This is a genomic window from Clostridioides sp. LIBA-7678, from assembly GCF_056716065.1.
On the sequence record NZ_CP196987.1, the window covers coordinates 2,227,305 to 2,244,445 of the forward strand.

The 17,141-nt window shown below is 28.9% G+C and carries 18 protein-coding genes; all 18 read right to left on the minus strand.

Features of this window, described 5'->3' with window-relative positions:
- Nucleotides 1-10: 10 nt before the first annotated feature.
- Nucleotides 11-1,252 (minus strand): PBSX family phage terminase large subunit, encoded by a 1,242-nt coding sequence (locus ACTG46_RS10805; protein WP_479922787.1) that lies wholly within the window; start codon nt 1,250-1,252, stop codon nt 11-13.
- Complete coding sequence (terS, locus tag ACTG46_RS10810; RefSeq protein ID WP_479922788.1) at nt 1,242-1,925, minus strand: phage terminase small subunit; 684 nt, start codon at nt 1,923-1,925, stop codon at nt 1,242-1,244. Before terS ends, ACTG46_RS10805 begins: the two co-directional genes overlap by 11 nt.
- Before the next feature lie 59 nt (nt 1,926-1,984).
- Nucleotides 1,985-2,656: a hypothetical protein gene (locus ACTG46_RS10815; protein WP_479922789.1), complete on the minus strand. Its 672-nt coding sequence runs from the start codon at nt 2,654-2,656 to the stop codon at nt 1,985-1,987.
- 112 nt (nt 2,657-2,768) lie between these two features.
- Nucleotides 2,769-4,205 carry a hypothetical protein gene (locus tag ACTG46_RS10820; protein WP_479922790.1) on the minus strand — a complete coding sequence of 479 codons (1,437 nt, stop codon included), beginning with the start codon at nt 4,203-4,205 and terminating at the stop codon, nt 2,769-2,771.
- A gap of 24 nt (nt 4,206-4,229) precedes the next feature.
- A complete protein-coding gene (locus tag ACTG46_RS10825) occupies nt 4,230-5,270 on the minus strand; it encodes a hypothetical protein (protein WP_479922791.1) in 1,041 nt (346 codons plus the stop codon).
- 266 nt (nt 5,271-5,536) lie between these two features.
- Nucleotides 5,537-6,016, minus strand: coding sequence for a sigma factor-like helix-turn-helix DNA-binding protein (locus tag ACTG46_RS10830; protein WP_054270445.1), 480 nt, complete (start codon nt 6,014-6,016; stop codon nt 5,537-5,539).
- Nucleotides 6,017-6,169: 153 nt separating this feature from the next.
- Nucleotides 6,170-7,540, minus strand: a complete 1,371-nt coding sequence (locus ACTG46_RS10835) for an SNF2-related protein (RefSeq protein WP_479922792.1) — start codon at nt 7,538-7,540, stop codon at nt 6,170-6,172.
- Nucleotides 7,489-7,815 (minus strand): VRR-NUC domain-containing protein, encoded by a 327-nt coding sequence (locus ACTG46_RS10840; protein ID WP_479922793.1) that lies wholly within the window; start codon nt 7,813-7,815, stop codon nt 7,489-7,491. Before ACTG46_RS10840 ends, ACTG46_RS10835 begins: the two co-directional genes overlap by 52 nt.
- Nucleotides 7,816-8,095: 280 nt before the next feature.
- Entirely contained in the window at nt 8,096-10,513 is a 2,418-nt protein-coding gene (locus ACTG46_RS10845; protein ID WP_479922794.1) for a virulence-associated E family protein, read from the minus strand.
- 11 nt (nt 10,514-10,524) lie between these two features.
- Entirely contained in the window at nt 10,525-12,483 is a 1,959-nt protein-coding gene (locus ACTG46_RS10850; RefSeq protein ID WP_479922795.1) for a DNA polymerase, read from the minus strand.
- Complete coding sequence (locus tag ACTG46_RS10855; RefSeq protein ID WP_219673954.1) at nt 12,483-13,049, minus strand: DUF2815 family protein; 567 nt, start codon at nt 13,047-13,049, stop codon at nt 12,483-12,485. The genes ACTG46_RS10850 and ACTG46_RS10855 overlap by 1 nt, the downstream gene beginning before the upstream one ends.
- A gap of 29 nt (nt 13,050-13,078) precedes the next feature.
- Complete coding sequence (locus ACTG46_RS10860) at nt 13,079-13,672, minus strand: sigma-70 family RNA polymerase sigma factor (protein WP_479922796.1); 594 nt, start codon at nt 13,670-13,672, stop codon at nt 13,079-13,081.
- Between the two features lie 136 nt (nt 13,673-13,808).
- A complete protein-coding gene (locus ACTG46_RS10865; protein ID WP_479922797.1) occupies nt 13,809-14,972 on the minus strand; it encodes a DUF2800 domain-containing protein in 1,164 nt (387 codons plus the stop codon).
- Between the two features lie 11 nt (nt 14,973-14,983).
- Nucleotides 14,984-15,421 carry a hypothetical protein gene (locus ACTG46_RS10870; protein ID WP_021384807.1) on the minus strand — a complete coding sequence of 146 codons (438 nt, stop codon included), beginning with the start codon at nt 15,419-15,421 and terminating at the stop codon, nt 14,984-14,986.
- Between the two features lie 51 nt (nt 15,422-15,472).
- Nucleotides 15,473-15,634, minus strand: coding sequence for a hypothetical protein (locus ACTG46_RS10875; protein WP_021384815.1), 162 nt, complete (start codon nt 15,632-15,634; stop codon nt 15,473-15,475).
- Nucleotides 15,621-16,013 carry a helix-turn-helix domain-containing protein gene (locus ACTG46_RS10880; protein WP_479922798.1) on the minus strand — a complete coding sequence of 131 codons (393 nt, stop codon included), beginning with the start codon at nt 16,011-16,013 and terminating at the stop codon, nt 15,621-15,623. Before ACTG46_RS10880 ends, ACTG46_RS10875 begins: the two co-directional genes overlap by 14 nt.
- 55 nt (nt 16,014-16,068) lie before the next feature.
- Nucleotides 16,069-16,833 (minus strand): BRO-N domain-containing protein, encoded by a 765-nt coding sequence (locus ACTG46_RS10885; protein WP_479922799.1) that lies wholly within the window; start codon nt 16,831-16,833, stop codon nt 16,069-16,071.
- 118 nt (nt 16,834-16,951) lie between these two features.
- Nucleotides 16,952-17,137 (minus strand): hypothetical protein, encoded by a 186-nt coding sequence (locus ACTG46_RS10890; RefSeq protein ID WP_479922800.1) that lies wholly within the window; start codon nt 17,135-17,137, stop codon nt 16,952-16,954.
- Nucleotides 17,138-17,141 lie beyond the last annotated feature (4 nt).

Below are 17,141 nucleotides of genomic sequence, written 5' to 3' on the forward strand. Positions count from 1 at the left end.
AACACCTCCTTTATTTCAAGAAGCTTATTCCATTATTTTTAAGTTTATTATCTATAGAATATCTAAGAGCAGCCATTGCATCATCCATAAACTCAACCGGTTCATCAAGATATAACCCTGTTCTTTCATCTTGTTTCCATTTCCATTGTTGAATTTCTTTTATTGTATTGGTGCAACTAGGATGTACATGTATTCTTAACTGTTTTAAATAATCTATTTGAGCTTTAACACTTCCAGGTCCTTTTTTAACTCCTTTAGCTTTATATCCTGCACTTTTCCACATTTTAATTCTGTCAGGTTCAGCACTATCACAATACATAAATAGATTCTTTTCTAAACCTTTACTATTTGCAATCCTTATTATTTCCGAGGTATCCATTTCATGTACATATATTTCATTACATATATATAGTTCACCATCCTTAAAACCAATTCTAAGTATTGCATTTGCATGATTAAAGCCAAAGTCTTGTGACAGTCTCATATTATCAAAGTATTCAAATTCTGTAGGAAATTCATGTATGACATAGTTTTTAAGTATTGCTCCACCAGTTTCTCCCCATTCTCCAAGCCCATAGACTTTGTATCCTTTGGGGTCTTGCTCTTTTCTCATTTGCATTCTTCTATAGTAAGCTTCATCAATGAATCTATTTTGTAAATAAGTGCTATGATGAGTGAATATATCATCATTTTTATAATCAAAATATTTTCTTTTTATCCAATGAGTAGCTGAGACTGGGTTAAATGTAAATGTCATTTGATAGTATAAGTTAATGTTAGTTAAAATACCTCTTAAACGGTCGTCTAGTATATCTATATCACTTTCCATAAGTTCTGTAGCTTCTTCACACCATACCCATGTTAATTTACCTTTTGAGAAGTTAATTGATTTTAATTTTTCTCTTTGTTTTGCATCATTAACCCCTCTGAAAATTATAGAATTACCAGTAACTTTGCTCTTAATTTCTAAAGGATTTAAAGTTGTTTTCCAATACTTATCAGCTTGTTTACCATAAATACGATTTATAGCTCCTGTAAGTTCTGCATAGGTTGAATATTTATGTGTAGCTTCTGATTTTCTAACTACTAATAAGTTAGCTCCTTGGTACTTTTTATCGCCTAGCTTTAGTATATAGTCTTGTGCTACATTAACAGATTTTCCACTACCTGCTGAACCTTTCATTGCTCTGTATCTTTTTTTAGTAAAGTTAGCTTCTCTAAAAGATGGATTAAATTGTACTCTAGTTATCATTAGAATCACCATAATCTATTACTATTTTTAATTCATCATCTTCATCATCAGTTCTATTGAGTTCTCTTACTTCACATTTTAACTTTTCAACTCTATTTTTCTGCTCCTCTGTAGCTAAATTCCAATCCTTATGAATCATTTCATCATACTGCTTAATTAAACTCCTTAACTCACTCATAGCTCTACTCTGTGCATTAAGAAAAGATGCTTGCCTATCCCATGCAAATTGAAATTCATACTCTATCTTCTCACCATTTTCTGTACTTTCATGTTTCTTAAGTTCCTTAATCATTTCTTCCTTGTCTTTAACATACATTATCTTTTGTGCTCTTATTATTGCTGCATATTGAATTATTATCTGTTCCCAAAGAATATCGAATTTATCTTTATTCTTTATCTCATTAATTAGGTCTTGAGTTTCTTCGGGTAAGTATTTTGAGAAGAAACCAAACTTTTCAGCGTTCTTATTTCCAGGTGGACCAGTAGCATTCTTATTACCTATGGGTGCACCCCTTTTATTTTTAGGTGCACCTTTCTTTTTTTCACTAGCCCAATTGTATCTTTTTATCCATGACTTTAAAGTATTTAAACTAATGTCATACTTTGCTGATATTTCCTTTTGTTTCATACCTTTTAGATAATCTTGTTTTACCTTTTCTTTGACATCTTGCACATCACCACCTCGTTCGTTTGTCGTTTTGGGAATAAAAAAAAGAACTCATTTTGAGTTCTTTAACTAATATAATATTTTGAATGTTCTTCATCATATTCGTCATTTCTTTTTTTTATAATATTTTCTATTTTCTCTTTCTTTATTGTATAATCATCATCAATATTCCTAAACATATATTTCAAATATCTCATTAATACTAAAAATACCCCCAAGAATATAAGAGCACCTACAATACTTATAATTGCTTCTATTTTATTAGCTTTTAAAATAGTCAATAAAAATTCTCCTAAGAAGAATATACCTAGCAATAAACAAAGGCTACTCACAAAAATGAATATAAACATCCATATAAACTCAATTATATCACCTATTTTATTAATTTTTTTACTGAGAATAGTCAAACTCGATTTACAGTTTGTCCAATAGTCTACAATCAAAATCTTGTGCAATAAAAAAGAATCCTTTTTATCAATAACACTAAATATATAATTAGGTATATAGGAATTCATTAAACTGTTTTTATCATTAAAATAAGAAATAGCATCATCTATTTTTTTGTCTTTCCGATATTTCTCTACATAAGGAAGTAAAATCTTATCAAAATAAATTTCTGTATATATCTCAGCATTTTTTTTGCTACTGTTATAGAATGTACCAATAATAGTCAATGCAGTTGATAATAATCCTACCAATTTTATAATACTATCAATATTTTTCAAAATGTAATCCATATTAATCCCCTCCAAAGTATAAAATTCAACTTCAAAGGTCAATATCCTTCAAAAAGTATTAGATAAGCACAAAATATTTTTATTTTTTTAATTAGCTTATGATTATTACTTATTAACTTATACATTTAAGACCTATAAAACAAGCTAATATTGCTCCTATCCATATTCCTATAAATATAATTCTCTTTTTTTTAACATCTTTAACATTATCCTTAAAGGTTTTATCATTATTGAATATTTCTAAAATATCATTAGCATCTAATATATCAGTATAATTATTCTTTAAATCTTCGTAACCTTTTTCTAATTTTTTTAAATTATAATTCATCTCCAATACACTTATAACTAAATATCCTATAGAGCCTACTAAAATTATTTCAAGTAAAAAAACTATATCTTTAGTAAATATGTTGTTCAATGGTTTACTTGATACAATATTAGCTAATACAATAGTAAATATAAAGGTAAAACATGCAATTATATTTTTTTTGAGTTTATCTGTCAATCCTATTACTATGTCATTTGTTTCAGTCACAATCTTTATTATATACTCACCTAACTTATTTTTTAACTCTATATATTTAACTACATTATCTCTTTGATATAAACTAAAATTTGATTGTATTGATGAGAAAGTTTTCTGGTCAGTTCTTAATATATCATCATATTGACAATGTAAGCTAATTATGTTTCTAGCAATTATAGCCTTGTCTACTGAATTACCATCAGTAAATATCCATTTATAAATTTTATACAATTCATCATTATTTACCAATTGTGTATTTATATTATAATTAAAACATGATTTTCTTTGTCCTATTATTTCAACATTTAAACTTTCATTGTCAATAATAGCAGTATTAGATACATATATCATAGACATCAGAGTTCTTATTTTAGAAAAAATCTCTTCAAAAATATTATTATTAGAATTAGATATTATTTCAAAATCATCTGGTATTAATTCATAATCTGTAACATTGTAAAATGAAGAAATTTGTTTACAAATTTCAATTTTATTCTTTCTTAAAAATTTAATTTCTGGAGTATTCTGCTCATAGTTCTTAAACACCATTGTATTAGTCCAAAATAATAAGTTAGAATCATATAACTCAAATATTAAGTATTCTTTATTTTTTAAAAAATCACTAAATATTCCCACTATTTCTTTATTGGATTTGTTCAATATAGAATTTGAGAACTTTTCAAAGTTATATACAGATAAAGTATTTTGACCAATAATTTTATTTATTTCAAGGCTTATACTTACTTCTGTATCTTCTTTACTATCTTGATAGAAATCTTCAACTTCATATCCAATTATTTCATCATTATGATTATCAAAAATAATAGTCTCTTCATAATCATTATAAAGTTTTATTTTTACTTCATCCCTTGTTGGAAATTTATTTAAGACACATTTTATATTTTCAATGGGAGGAAGTTCATTACCATTACAAGTAAAAGTACACTCCACTACCTGAACTCTTTCTGATAAATCACTTGAATTAGCATTAAACAAAGAAAAAAATTCACTTAAAATACTCATTCAATATCCCTCCTCTTAAAATTTCTACTCAAAAGCTTTGAATGTTTCTTCGTTATTAGTTTTTATTTTTATATATCGTGACCCATCCTTTTCTTCTTCTGAATGTATTATATTTTTTATATCTTCAATATAGTCATCAATCTTAATTTTTATACCTTGATTAACTATATATTCTTTTTTAATCTTAGAATTTATTGCAGTTGGTGCTGAATTAAATTGTAAATCAAAATTTTTAGTTTGTGGTAATTTTTCCAATTTTTCAATCGTATTTTTCATAGCATCTCTATTTAACTTTTCATCATCTAACGGGCTATAACCTTCAAATAAATCTTTTATCAGATTGTCATAATTAACTAATCTTTCTTTTTTCAAATATCCTATCAGTGAGTTTCTCAACACAGTGTAATCATTTTTAGACTTTTTATTTATATTTCTCATGAGAACTGCATTAACTTCTTTAAATACAGTTTTAGTGTTTATTTCATCATCTCTCATTTCAGTTAATTCTAAAAATTCATTTGCCCAATAACTTGCTCTATTATCTAGATAAATACTTGCACTATCAATTAATATATCATCTTCCTTAGTAATTTCAAATAAGCAAGTTTTTGATATATCTTGTTCTTTAGCAGAAAATCCTGTCCTAAAAATAAAATCTGAATCGTCTATAAAGTTTGTGTGATTTACCTTGGCAATAAGATACTCGTATCTGTCAACCTCTTCATCTTTTAATAGAGCCTGAATAACACTTCCTTTTTTTATTTTAACATCCATGCTACCTATTCTACTTTGTCTTTCATTTTCTGTGTTTAATAGTTTACTAACTATGTTATATGATTTTTCATCATAGCATAGTTGTAAATCATTATCACTTATTATTCCCTTTATATTTTTTACAACATCTGTTGATTGTGAATCTACTCTATACTGTCTTGTTCTTGTATTAGTATCTATAAAGTCAATTACATGTTCAATGTAAAAATTAAAATGTTCTGGTATCTCCCTTGGAATAATCTTATTTTCTTCATAGTTAATTATATGTATAGACTTATATAATATTTGCATTATATCCCCCTGTATAATTTATATATTTTACCTAAATTATACATTCTACACCAATAAATAACAATCATAATATTCTATATTTGTCATTTTATACAGTACATAAAATTAATATAAAGCTATAATATCCATTTTTTATTCTCCTTTGTTTTAAATATAAAAAGACTAAGCCGGGGGTAACTTAGTCTTTTTCAAGGGGATATATTATACACTTGTTTCATACTACTATTATAACTTATATAAAATAACAATAAAATATCATCATATTATCACAGTTTTATTTTTAGACCATCTACTCCAAACAGGTATATTCCAAGTTCTTTAACCATTTCATTTACCCAACGTCTTACTGTTGCTACTCCACAATGTAAAAGTTCTGCTATATCCTCATACGTTTTTTCTTTAAAAAAATATAACTCTAAAGCTTTGTATTTTTCTAAGGATTGCAATTTATTTTGTGTTGCTTTTAGGGTCTCTAATGCCATATCTATATGTGCCACCATAATTAAGGTCTTTGCCTTGCTTCTTTTAATGCTTAATATATATAAATCTTCTGTATCTAGACATAGTAAATCATCATAATCACTTTTAATATCTTCAATATCACTAATAGAATTCGCAATATGACTTGTTAAATCATTATAATGCTTTAATAAAAGCTTAGTATTATGAAAGACTTCTCTTTTTTTATTTTCTTTTTCTTCTTTTCTTAATTCTCTTACAATTTCTTTTATACTTTCTTTATCCATTTAAACCACTCCCTCTTGCTCTCCTTGAACATCTTCTACTGCAATATATGACTTTAGAGTTATCTAATTTATAAAATCTTTTTCCACAATAAAAACATCTTACTATTTTACCTGGGTTTATAAGTTCCATCTTTTCTTTTTACTTTCATACCTTCACTCCCTATATTCTTTTAATTTTGCTTTGACTGCTTCAAGTAATGCACTTTGTCCTTTATCCTTATTCTCTAGAGCTTCCATTACTTGTTCATCTATGGTGCCTTTACATATTAGATGGTGAATAATAACAGTTTCCCTTTGACCTTGTCTGTAAAGCCTTGCATTAGCTTGTTGGTACAGTTCTAAGCTCCAAGTTAATCCAAACCAAACGATTATACTTCCGCCTAACTGTAAATTAAGGCCATGTCCTGTACTTGCTGGATGACAAAGTAACAATTGTATTTTGCCATTATTCCAATCCTGTATATCTTTTGAGTTTTCTATTGTTCTTGGTTTCAAACGCTTAAACTCTTTCATTAAACGACTATAATCATGTTTATAGTTATAAAAAACTATAATAGGTTTCCCATTTGAAACATCTATAATTTCTTTTAGAGCTTCTAATTTTTCTTTATGAAGTTCCTTTACATTTTTATCATTATCATAAATTGCTCCATTAGCTAATTGTAAAAGTTTATTTGCTACTACAGCTGCTGATGAAGCTGTTATTATATCTTTATCTAATTCTAACATTTTCTCTCTTTCTAGTTCTTTGTAATATTTAAGTGTTTTACTATCAAGGTGTATTTCAAGTCTATTATCTATTTTTCTAGGCATGTTCAAATAATCTTCTGCTTTTAAACTTATACAAATGTCTTTTATTTTATTATGTATTGCCTTTTCTGCTCCATCTTTAGGCTGCCAATTATATATAGCTCCTGTTTGATAATTTTTTTGTCCTGGTTCAAAATATCGTTCTTTATATCTTGTAATAGTTTTACCTAGTCTTTCTCCTCTATCAAGTAAGTACATCTGTGGCCATAAGTCTATTAAACTATTTGGTGCTGGTGTACCAGTAAGCCCCACTACTCTTTTAGTTAAGGGCAATACTTTCTTTAAACTTTTAAATCGTTGTGCTTTATTTGATTTAAAAGAACTAAGTTCGTCTATAACAACCATATCAAATGGCCATCTTCTTTTATAAAAATCTACTATCCAAGATACCATTTCTCTATTTATTATATAAATATCTGAATCTGTACTTAAAGCTTTCACTCTATCTGATTTACTACCAAGAACTTTAGACACTTTTAGATGCCTTAGATGTTCCCATTTTTTTACTTCACTACTCCAGGTATCTCTTGCAACTCTTAAAGGTGCTATAACTAAAACTTTTGATATATCAAAGTAATCATACATTAATTCATTTATAGCTGTTAAAGTACAGACTGTTTTACCTAATCCCATATCTAATAGTAAACCTATATTATTATTATCTATAGTTTTTCTAATTGTGTACTCTTGGTATGGATGTGGTTTAAATTCCATCCCTTAACCTCCTTGATAAAATCATCTATCTCTTTTAATGTACTTACACACTTAACTTTAAATCCTAGCTCTCTTAATTCTCGCATTTTATACTGTTGAAGCTTCCTTGGTTTTTTACCTGGTGCTTTAAGCTCTACAAATATAACATGTCCTTCTGGTAATAAGACAATCCTATCTGGCACACCTGCTTCCCCTGGTGAGATAAACTTCATAGCCTTTCCACCTAACAACTCAATCTCTTTTTTAAGTCTTTTTTCTATTTGTAATTCTAGCAAAATATCACTTCCTTAAATCTAGGTGTCACCAGTGTCACCACAATTTCTATATATATACATATATACGTATTAGGCATACTCATATATATACATATATGCCTAATATTACTTTTACTACTTTATATATATATTTTGGTGACATTGGTGACAGTAGTATTATAACTCTTGCAATTACTATGTTTAAGGTGTCACCAAAAGCGTCACCAAAGCTATTTTTTTTGGTGACATTGGTGACACCCTCATATTTTGAATAAATCAGACTAAATCATCTTTGGTGACACTAATTTCTGCGTACATAAGCCCTCTGTCTACCATATATTTTTCCAAATCTTAAATGTTTATTATGAGCTTCCCATCCATCTAATCCTTTCAATATATCATTAATTTCTCTTGATAAGATAGGCGTGAGTTGTTTAGGTTCTCCATTAAATAGCTCAACCCATATCTCCATAACACACGTTTTTTCTCTTAATACTGTTCCTTCTTTTAAATCACCAAAATCTGAACCATGTATATATTCTCTTTTTTCTGAAATACTTAAATCATACCAATTCTCAGCAATAGGTTTATTTATATACTCTTCAATAATTCCAGATTTAGCATTTTCTTCTGAGTGGTTTTTTTGTTGTTTTTCAGCTTCCTTTTTCTCCTCATCTGATAGATATAACTGTTCATTAGCTTTATACAATTCTAATGATTCTGCCCAAATTTGATTTCTTTCATTATCAAGTTGGCCATTAAATATACTCTTGTTAATCTTATTTACTCCTGTATCTATTGGCCAAAATCTTCTATTACCAGTTTTATCTCTTAAAAATTCTTTATCATTAGTTGTTCCTATAACTACACATTGACGTAAAAACCTTGATGTTCTCTTCCCATATGCAACCCTATATATATCCTCTGATTTACTTAGAAAATGCTTAACTGCTTCAATATCTGCTTTTTTAGTAGCCATCATTTCACCCATTTCAAGCAACCATACTCCTTGTAATTGTTCATATGCCTCTTTACCTTGCACAGTAGTTAAGCTATCAGAATACCAGTCTCCACCAAGTTTTTTAATAAAAGTACTTTTTCCCATTCCTTGAGGACCAGATAAAACCATCATATTATCAAATTTTATTCCTGGATTAAATACTCTTGCTACTGCTGCTACTAAAACTTTTCTTATTATAGTTCTTGTATAGTGAATATCTTCTGCACCTAAATAGTCAATTAAAAGTGTATCCACTCTCTTAATCCCATCCCACTTTAAAGAATTTAAATAATCTTTTATAGGGTGAAAAGTATTATTTTCAAAAGCAATTACTAGAGCATCATTTACTTTTGATGGTGATGAGACATTGTAAATTGTTTCTATATGATGTCTAAGTCCAGAATCATCACTATCATTCCAATCATTTAATTTATCATCTTTTCTCCAAGGTAACTTACCTAAAACAACAGCTCTATTTGAAAATTCATTGTAAGCTATTTTTCCTTTCAAATATGGGTCATTTTCTATAAACATTAAGATATTGTTTGTTGTTTTCTTGTAGCTTCCTTTATTGTCATAATCTAATCTAGTTAACCATTCATCATCTTCAAAATCTATATCACCAAAATCATCCTTAGCTTTATCAATGTTTTCTCTCCCTATAGTCTTTCGTACTTTAGTGTCACTGCTTGCAAATTCGCTCATTCGAGTAAATGAAGGTAATCTATTTACAGGTGTTTCTGGTTTAGAGTCTTCATCAAGTTCTCCAAATTTATGTATCCTAACTAAATCAAAAGCATTACATAAAATTCCACTTGCAGGGTCTGTCCCATGGTGACTATAGGAAAACTTATCATCATAAATAACTATTCCACCACTTGTACTACCTTCTGCATATGTATACCTCGTTTCATCAATACCAGAAATATATACTTCATTTAAGAAAGTTTCTATAACTTCTGTGATACTATAGGACCTGCAAAAGGCACCTATAATTCCGTCCTTTTCAAGATGGTCTTGTTGCTTTTTTAATTGTGTATTAAACTTTTGTCTCTCCCTTGAACTTTCTGGCCAATAGCTTACATCCGTCCAGTCTAAATATAAATCTAGTATTTCATTTGGGTTTAAAAACTCTCCATCTTGAAATTTAAATATATAGTCTCCATCAATTGAAGTACTTGGAAAGTACATAAGCCTATGGGGTTGATATGTAGTATCATCAAACATATCTATTCCTATAGCATCTGCTATCATCCTAGAAATTGCTTGATACTCTTCTGATAGTACTGGTCTAGCTAAAGGTATTAGCAGTCTGTATCTAGGGTTACTCTCAGTATGTGAGTGAGTAGAGTACATAAGGCAAGCATAATCATTTAATAGTGTAATATCATCCCATATAGCCTTATCTGCATAGTCTATATCCAAAGTTATAATACTTCTATTTGCAATATTCTCTGCTTTTCGTCTACCATTTTTTAAGCTTCCACCTACAAATCCACCAACATCTTTGACTCTATCTTTTTCAGTCTTTGACATCTTCTTATATTCTGTATAGGTTTCTTGAGTTCTTAATGTTTTACTTAATCTATTTACAAGTTCGGACCATAAAATACTTTTATTCTTCCAATGAGTTTCTAACTTACTTTTTCCTATGGCCAGCATGAGTTGGCCATCATGTTTTACATTTATGTGTTCAATTTCACTGGCCTTTACATCCATAAATTAATCACCTAGTCTTTCTTATAATAATCACATTCATATCCATCTGCTTTAAGTGAAAGTCCTTTAGCCCAAGAGATTTCTTTTGCCATAATTCTGTTAACTTCTTCCAAAGAACCATATTTTTTATCTACATCAAGTACAAGTTCATCATGTACATGCATTACAATGTCATAACCTGCATCTTTTACATTAAACATAGCTTCTCTTAGGCAATCTCTAGCTGTAGCTTGAACAATATTCTCAACTAATTTAGGTCCATAGGTATCTATTCTTTTCCATTGTTTACTTGTCTGTTCCATGCCTTCATATGTTATCTTATCCCCACTAAACGTAGTATGAGGTTCTATCTTAGGTCTTAAGTAGGATAATCTTCTACCACTTGGTAGTTCTATAAATAAAACTCCTGGATTATAAATAAATTTAATTCCATGTTGAAGTTCTACTATAGTCCTATCTTTTATAGCTTTTTTAGTTGCCTTATCTACATCCCACCAAAACTTAGTTATATTTGGATTAGCATTTCTCCATGCAGTAACAATAGGTTGAAGTTCTTCTTCTTTAAGCCCCATTTTAATAGCTCCCATAGAAATTAAAGCCCCTACACTCCCACCATATCCATTCGATAATTCTGCTAGCTTTCCTTTTTGTCTAAGCTCAGAACCTTTTTTAATACTTTCTATTGGAACTTTAAACATCTGACTGGCACTAGCTTCATATATTTTTCCATGAGAATTAAATACATCTAATCTCCACTTCTCACCAGCAAGCCATGCTATAACCCTAGCTTCTATTGCACTAAAATCTGATACTATAAATCTATGACCTTCACTTGGTATAAAAGCTGTCCTTATCAATTGACTTAAGACATCTGGTACACTATCATACAAAAGCTCTATTAAATCAAAATCACCTTCTTTTAATAGATTTCTAACCAAGTCTAAATCTTCTATATGATTTTGTGGTAAATTCTGTATTTGTACTAATCTTCCTGCCCATCTACCAGTCCTATTAGCCCCATAAAACTGTAGCAGACCTCTTACTCTATTATCATTACCTTTAGCTAATTTCATAGCCTCATACTTCTTTATAGAGGTTTTGGACATTAATTTTCTAAGCTCTAAAACCCTAATTACATTTTTATCCTCAACTTGTTTTAATATTTCTGGAATACTTTCTTTTGTTAGGCTTGTAACCTCAAAGCCCGATTTATCACTTAACCATTTTTTTAATTGAGCAGGACTATTTGGATTATTTAGACCAGTTATTTCAATTGCTTCTTTTGTAAGTTTTTCAGTGTACTTTCTATCACACTCTATTGCATTTTCTATTAGCTGTGTATCTACTCTGATGCCAGTGTCATTAATTATTTGGTCTAAATACCATAACTTATTTTCTCTTTCAGAAGTCTTATACTTGCTAAGTTTATTTCTTATTTCTCTTTCAACTACAACATCTTGCTTACAATATTCTTTAAATTTATTCCACTTTTCCATATCGTGTATTGGTAAATTTCTAGTTCTTCCTTTGTTAATTTTTGTAGCTTTACAAGGCTTACAGAAATATTGTATTAATGACTTACCTTCTTTCATTTTCTGCTTATCTTCATTAAACTTTAAAGCCTTAGATACACTATCTAAGCTTCCTGGAAGTCCCAGTGTTAAAGCTTTTATCATTGTACATGACCACTCATCTGGTTTTAAATCAATGCCCAAAAATTTACTTATTGCTATTCTTTCAAAGTTAGCATTAAATGCTGATTTTATAATAGTGTTATCTTTTAAAGCTTCTATTACTTCGTTTGGTAACTCTTCATCATTTACTAAATCAATAACTCTTACTTCTTCTTCATCAAAAGCATAGGCAAATAACAGTATCTCAAAATTAGTAGAGTCTACATATCTGTAGACTCCAACTTTTTTTATATCTAAATCACTATATGTCTCTATATCAATTGATAATGTTCTCATTAACTTAAGAAGTCCTCTTCTTCATCTTCAAAATCATCTGAGAAATCTGCTTCTGCACTAGCTCTAGCTCCTCCAAGTACTTCTCCATCTGCTAACTTTTGAACATTTTGCAACCCACAACCTATTCCTTTATTTCCTGCACTATTGTATGGGAAAAAGTTTATACTAACTCTTCCATAACAACCACTATATACTTCTGTATTATCTAATATTTCATTTAAGTCTTTATCAACTACTCCTGGTTTTTGAGTACTATTTGCATTTAGAAAATACATTCCTATATATTCCTCTGCTTCATCAGCTCTTTCGTCATCTCCATCACGAAGAGGTGTTTTTAAATTACCTGGTAACTTTCCACCCCATTTAGAAGTTTTACCTTGTTCTTTTGCTGCATCAATAGCCTTCTTTATTCTTCCTAAAGTCACCTTGTCTGATTTTGGTATTAAAATACAAACTGAATACTTGGGCTCTGCACCTTCTACCATTGCTCTGCTTTTAAAAATATTACAATAACTTAATCTCACCTTTCCTGTTACCACCTTTGTTGATTGTACTGAATTACTCATAATTTTCTTCCTCCTAATATTTTTATATTTTATAAATAGATATTATCTAAACATAATTCTCTTAAATTCTTTTTTGCACTGTATACCCCATTTTCTACATTTTTTCTTTTATATTTTAATAGTTTAGATATCTGTATAACCTCAAAACCTTCTGCATATAATCTCATTACCTTTTGTTGCTTTTCTGGTAAATAATTAATATAATTAATTACTTTTTTTGAAATATATGTGTTTATTACTTCATCTTCTATTAGTGTATTGCCATTAGACAGTATTTCATAATGTTTTGGTTCTATAGAAATTCCTTCATTCAAAAATGTATGTTTTTTTCTCAACTGACTTTTAATATAAGCATACATTTTGTATCTAATACATTTCTTAAAATATGCTTTAGGGTAAGTCTCTCCTTCTGTCTTCAAATTTTTTATTCCCTCATACAATCCTATATATCCAGATTGAATTAAGTCATCTTTATCTATATAAGTTTTATTTTTATTGTTTTTTAACAATATATTGGTTGTTATCTTTACTTCTTTATCAAACTCTTTTAGTAATGTTTCAAATGCTAATTCATTTCCGTTTTTGAATTCTAGCACTAGTTTAATTATTTCTTGATTATCCATAAAACTATATCCCCTTTTTAAACGTTTTATAGCTACTAGGAATTAAATATTTTTAATTATCCTTTACTCTTACTGATACAAAGCACACTGGACTAACCTTTATATGTTCTGGTATATACACTAATACACCCCCAATTTATATTTCAAAGTCTTTTTTAGCTGAATCTATACTATTAATTTCTTCCCTTTTATCACTTTCTGCTACTAAAGTGGCTTTTCCAACTGGTTTTATAATTAAATCACTTAGTAGATTAGTAAAACTCTTTTTGCCTATAGCTTTTTCCATATCACTAATTCCTTTTAATGTTCTTGGTTTATAAATCTTTTCCTCATCATAATCTGAATTTAATAAAACATTAGCAACCTCTTGTTCATCCACATACTTTCTATTACTTCTACCTTCTACAAGCTTATATCCTGGATATTTAACACCATGTTTTTCAGCTTGTTCTAGTGCATAACTTTGAATATCCTTTAACCAATCTTGAACATTCTTAGCAAATCCCAAAATGTCTGCAATCTCAAATTCATTAAGAGTAAATGTATCAGCAAAATCATATTTTCTAGCTTTCTCAAGATTATCTTCAGCTCTTTTTCTACAATCATTTTTAGCTCTACAAAATCCACAATGGTCACCACTTACAAAATCACCTTCTCCATTGAAAGCCATCTGAGCCTTCTTTTTAACATTCTCTGCCCATGTAAGTAACTTGGTAACTTCTATTTCTTCGCTTGATATATTATCAAATCTAGGTTGAATTATTGTTGTCTTAACCAAATCAATATCATATAGTATTTCAAACTGATTATATGCACCTAAACCATATAGTCTAAGTTGAGGGTTCTCTATAGCTGAGACTTCCACACCTTTTCCATACTTTAGGTCTATCACTTGAAGTATTCCATCAGATATTACAACAACATCTCCTGTTCCAAAGCCTTCTGGAACCCATTCACTAAAATCGAGTCTCTCTTCTAACATTACTATTACATCATCACATATAGCTTTACTGTCATTTACTAATTCAATTACATTATCAACATAAGATTGTATATAATCCTCCATTTCTGAGTTATAATATTCACTTTTCTGTATGTTTTTAATTCTTGCATTATATGCCTTTTTACTTATTTTTTCATACTCTAACATTAATTTAGCTTCTGCTAATTCATGTGCTACTGTTCCTTCTTCTGCATATATACTAGTTGATGATGGATAGTTTTCTTCTAATTTTATACTAGGAGTGCAGTGAAGCCATCTATGTGCTCCACTTGCACTAAGTCTTGCATGTTGTGCCATTTATGTACCTCCTATAAACTTTCTAATTTCTCCATAAAAGCTGTATAATCTTCTTCTTTTACTTCACTTAACTTACTAGCCCCAAATTCTCCAAATAACTCTTTAAGCTTATCTTTTTTGCCTGCCTTACTTGCTTGTGCTGCCTTACTTCTTACCTCTTCTTTTGTGTATTTAACCTCTCTAGTTGTATTTTCATTATTCTCTGTTACTTTTTCTTCGACTTCTGTTTTCTCTTCTTTAACATTTTCTTTTACTTCTACCTTTTTAGTCTTTTCAGCTTTCTTAGTTTCAACTTTCTTCTCTTCTTTTATATCTGTTATATTTATAGGTTCTATTTGCATTGCTTGTCCTAAATTAAGACCTCCTAAAGCATTCGCTACTACTAATAGTGCATTTGTAAATTCTGGTGCTTCCACTTTAACTTTTACATTTACATTAACTTCAACCATTTTAAATCTCTCCTTTTTGTGTTATACTTTATTTGTGTTATATTTTATTTTTTATTTTTTTGTGTGTTGGTTATTTGACCAGCACTTTTTATTTAATATAGCAACTGATATGTTCTTGCCAGTTTTAACATCCTTAAATACTATATCTACTAAAAACTTACCATCTTTTTTAAGAGTTACTATATTCTTATTATTAGTATCAAGACTCAGCAACTTTATCCCCCCTCTCTGCTTCTTCTAAAAGTTTATCCAAATTTCTACCTTGATTTCTTTCAATAAAATCATCAACTTCATATCTTGAAATTTTTCTACCATCACCTCTAGCTAGTGATTTTATTAACCCTGTGCTTACCAATCTACGCATAAAATTTGTATCTAATTTTAAGATTCCTCTTGCTTCTTCTATTGTTATTAAATAATTTGGATAGCTTCTTTTTATCAAAACAACTATATCTTTAGGCTCTAGTACTTTTACCTTTTGTTCAAAAGTCTGACTTCTAACTCTATCAGTCTCTTGCTTATTTACCTCAACTTCTATTAAAGACCTTAAGCTATTACTTAAATTTTTAACTATTTCATTTGTGTTATCCATACTCTAATCTAACCCCCATATTATCAAAATATTCTGTTATTAATTTTTGTAATTTTTAGTTTTCAAAAGCGTTTAAAGCTTTTTCTAAAACAGGTATTACATTTTCATAGTATCTAAAGTTTTCAACTTGTTTATCTGAATATTTAGCTTTATCCCATACCTTAATTCCATATTCATCTGTTTTCAGATTATAAGCATTTGCTAATCCTCCAACTTTGTTAGCTGAAATTCCTAATATCTTACCTATCTCTGTAGCTGAATAAGTTTTTTTCTCCCTCTTAGGTAAAGGTATTAATGCTTCTCCAGAAATAAGTTCAGTAGTCTTTGAGTACATAATTTGTTTATATTCCTTTATATCTACTTTATCAGCTAATTCCAGATAAATCTTTGCTTCCCTCGCTCTTGCATTTTTCAATCTTGCTTGAGCATTTATGTATTTTATTTCTGATTCATCCTTAATATCTTTAGGTTTTTTACTATATGTACCTGTTTTTCTTATTGATGGTAAAACTTCATCTGTAACCCAATCTTGAAATTTCTCTGCTTCTTCTTTTCTTGATTTAAAGATTAATTTATACATTCCACTTTCAGTAAGAAAATTTTCTCCAGCATTATTTAATTTTCGGATGTGACTATTAGTCACAACTGAATTAGTCAACTTAATCACTTGATTCTTATTCATTCTAGTAACTGCCTTTCTAACTCCTTCATTACTAATTCCTAAACAATTTCCACAATGATATGGATTAAATAAAATTTCACCTTCAAATTCAAACACTTCAACTTCTTTTCCTTCAAACATCATCAAATTATTACTCATAATTTATTCCTCCCTAGTTTTTTATTTTTGTGCTGTTAAAATCGGTATCTAATAAACCTACTTTAGTCATCTTTCACCACAAGTGGGCGAAATCGCATTTCGGCTCTGTGTTTTTGTATCAATTATTCATAGTTGATTTTTCTAAAAGCTCATTTGATACTTTCATACCATCAGCCATAGCAGAGATATAATCTTGTTGTTCTAAATTTAATTTTTTAAACAAAAGAGTCATTTGAATAAGCTTTCTATCATCCTCATCTAGAATTAAATTGTTTAAATTATAATTCGTTTTTTGTGTTTTCATCTCA

Coding starts and splice junctions, on each gene's coding strand:
- ACTG46_RS10830 (WP_054270445.1), bottom strand. CDS start 6,016: ATGGATAAAGAAAGTATAAAAGAAATTGTAAGAGAATTAAGAAAAGAA.
- ACTG46_RS10845 (WP_479922794.1), bottom strand. CDS start 10,513: ATGGATGTAAAGGCCAGTGAAATTGAACACATAAATGTAAAACATGAT.
- ACTG46_RS10820 (WP_479922790.1), bottom strand. CDS start 4,205: ATGAGTATTTTAAGTGAATTTTTTTCTTTGTTTAATGCTAATTCAAGT.
- ACTG46_RS10805 (WP_479922787.1), bottom strand. CDS start 1,252: ATGATAACTAGAGTACAATTTAATCCATCTTTTAGAGAAGCTAACTTT.
- ACTG46_RS10850 (WP_479922795.1), bottom strand. CDS start 12,483: ATGAGAACATTATCAATTGATATAGAGACATATAGTGATTTAGATATA.
- ACTG46_RS10880 (WP_479922798.1), bottom strand. CDS start 16,013: ATGGATAACACAAATGAAATAGTTAAAAATTTAAGTAATAGCTTAAGG.
- ACTG46_RS10870 (WP_021384807.1), bottom strand. CDS start 15,421: ATGGTTGAAGTTAATGTAAATGTAAAAGTTAAAGTGGAAGCACCAGAA.
- ACTG46_RS10815 (WP_479922789.1), bottom strand. CDS start 2,656: ATGGATTACATTTTGAAAAATATTGATAGTATTATAAAATTGGTAGGA.
- ACTG46_RS10860 (WP_479922796.1), bottom strand. CDS start 13,672: ATGGATAATCAAGAAATAATTAAACTAGTGCTAGAATTCAAAAACGGA.
- ACTG46_RS10890 (WP_479922800.1), bottom strand. CDS start 17,137: ATGAAAACACAAAAAACGAATTATAATTTAAACAATTTAATTCTAGAT.
- ACTG46_RS10825 (WP_479922791.1), bottom strand. CDS start 5,270: ATGCAAATATTATATAAGTCTATACATATAATTAACTATGAAGAAAAT.
- ACTG46_RS10885 (WP_479922799.1), bottom strand. CDS start 16,833: ATGAGTAATAATTTGATGATGTTTGAAGGAAAAGAAGTTGAAGTGTTT.
- ACTG46_RS10865 (WP_479922797.1), bottom strand. CDS start 14,972: ATGGCACAACATGCAAGACTTAGTGCAAGTGGAGCACATAGATGGCTT.
- ACTG46_RS10835 (WP_479922792.1), bottom strand. CDS start 7,540: ATGGAATTTAAACCACATCCATACCAAGAGTACACAATTAGAAAAACT.
- ACTG46_RS10855 (WP_219673954.1), bottom strand. CDS start 13,049: ATGAGTAATTCAGTACAATCAACAAAGGTGGTAACAGGAAAGGTGAGA.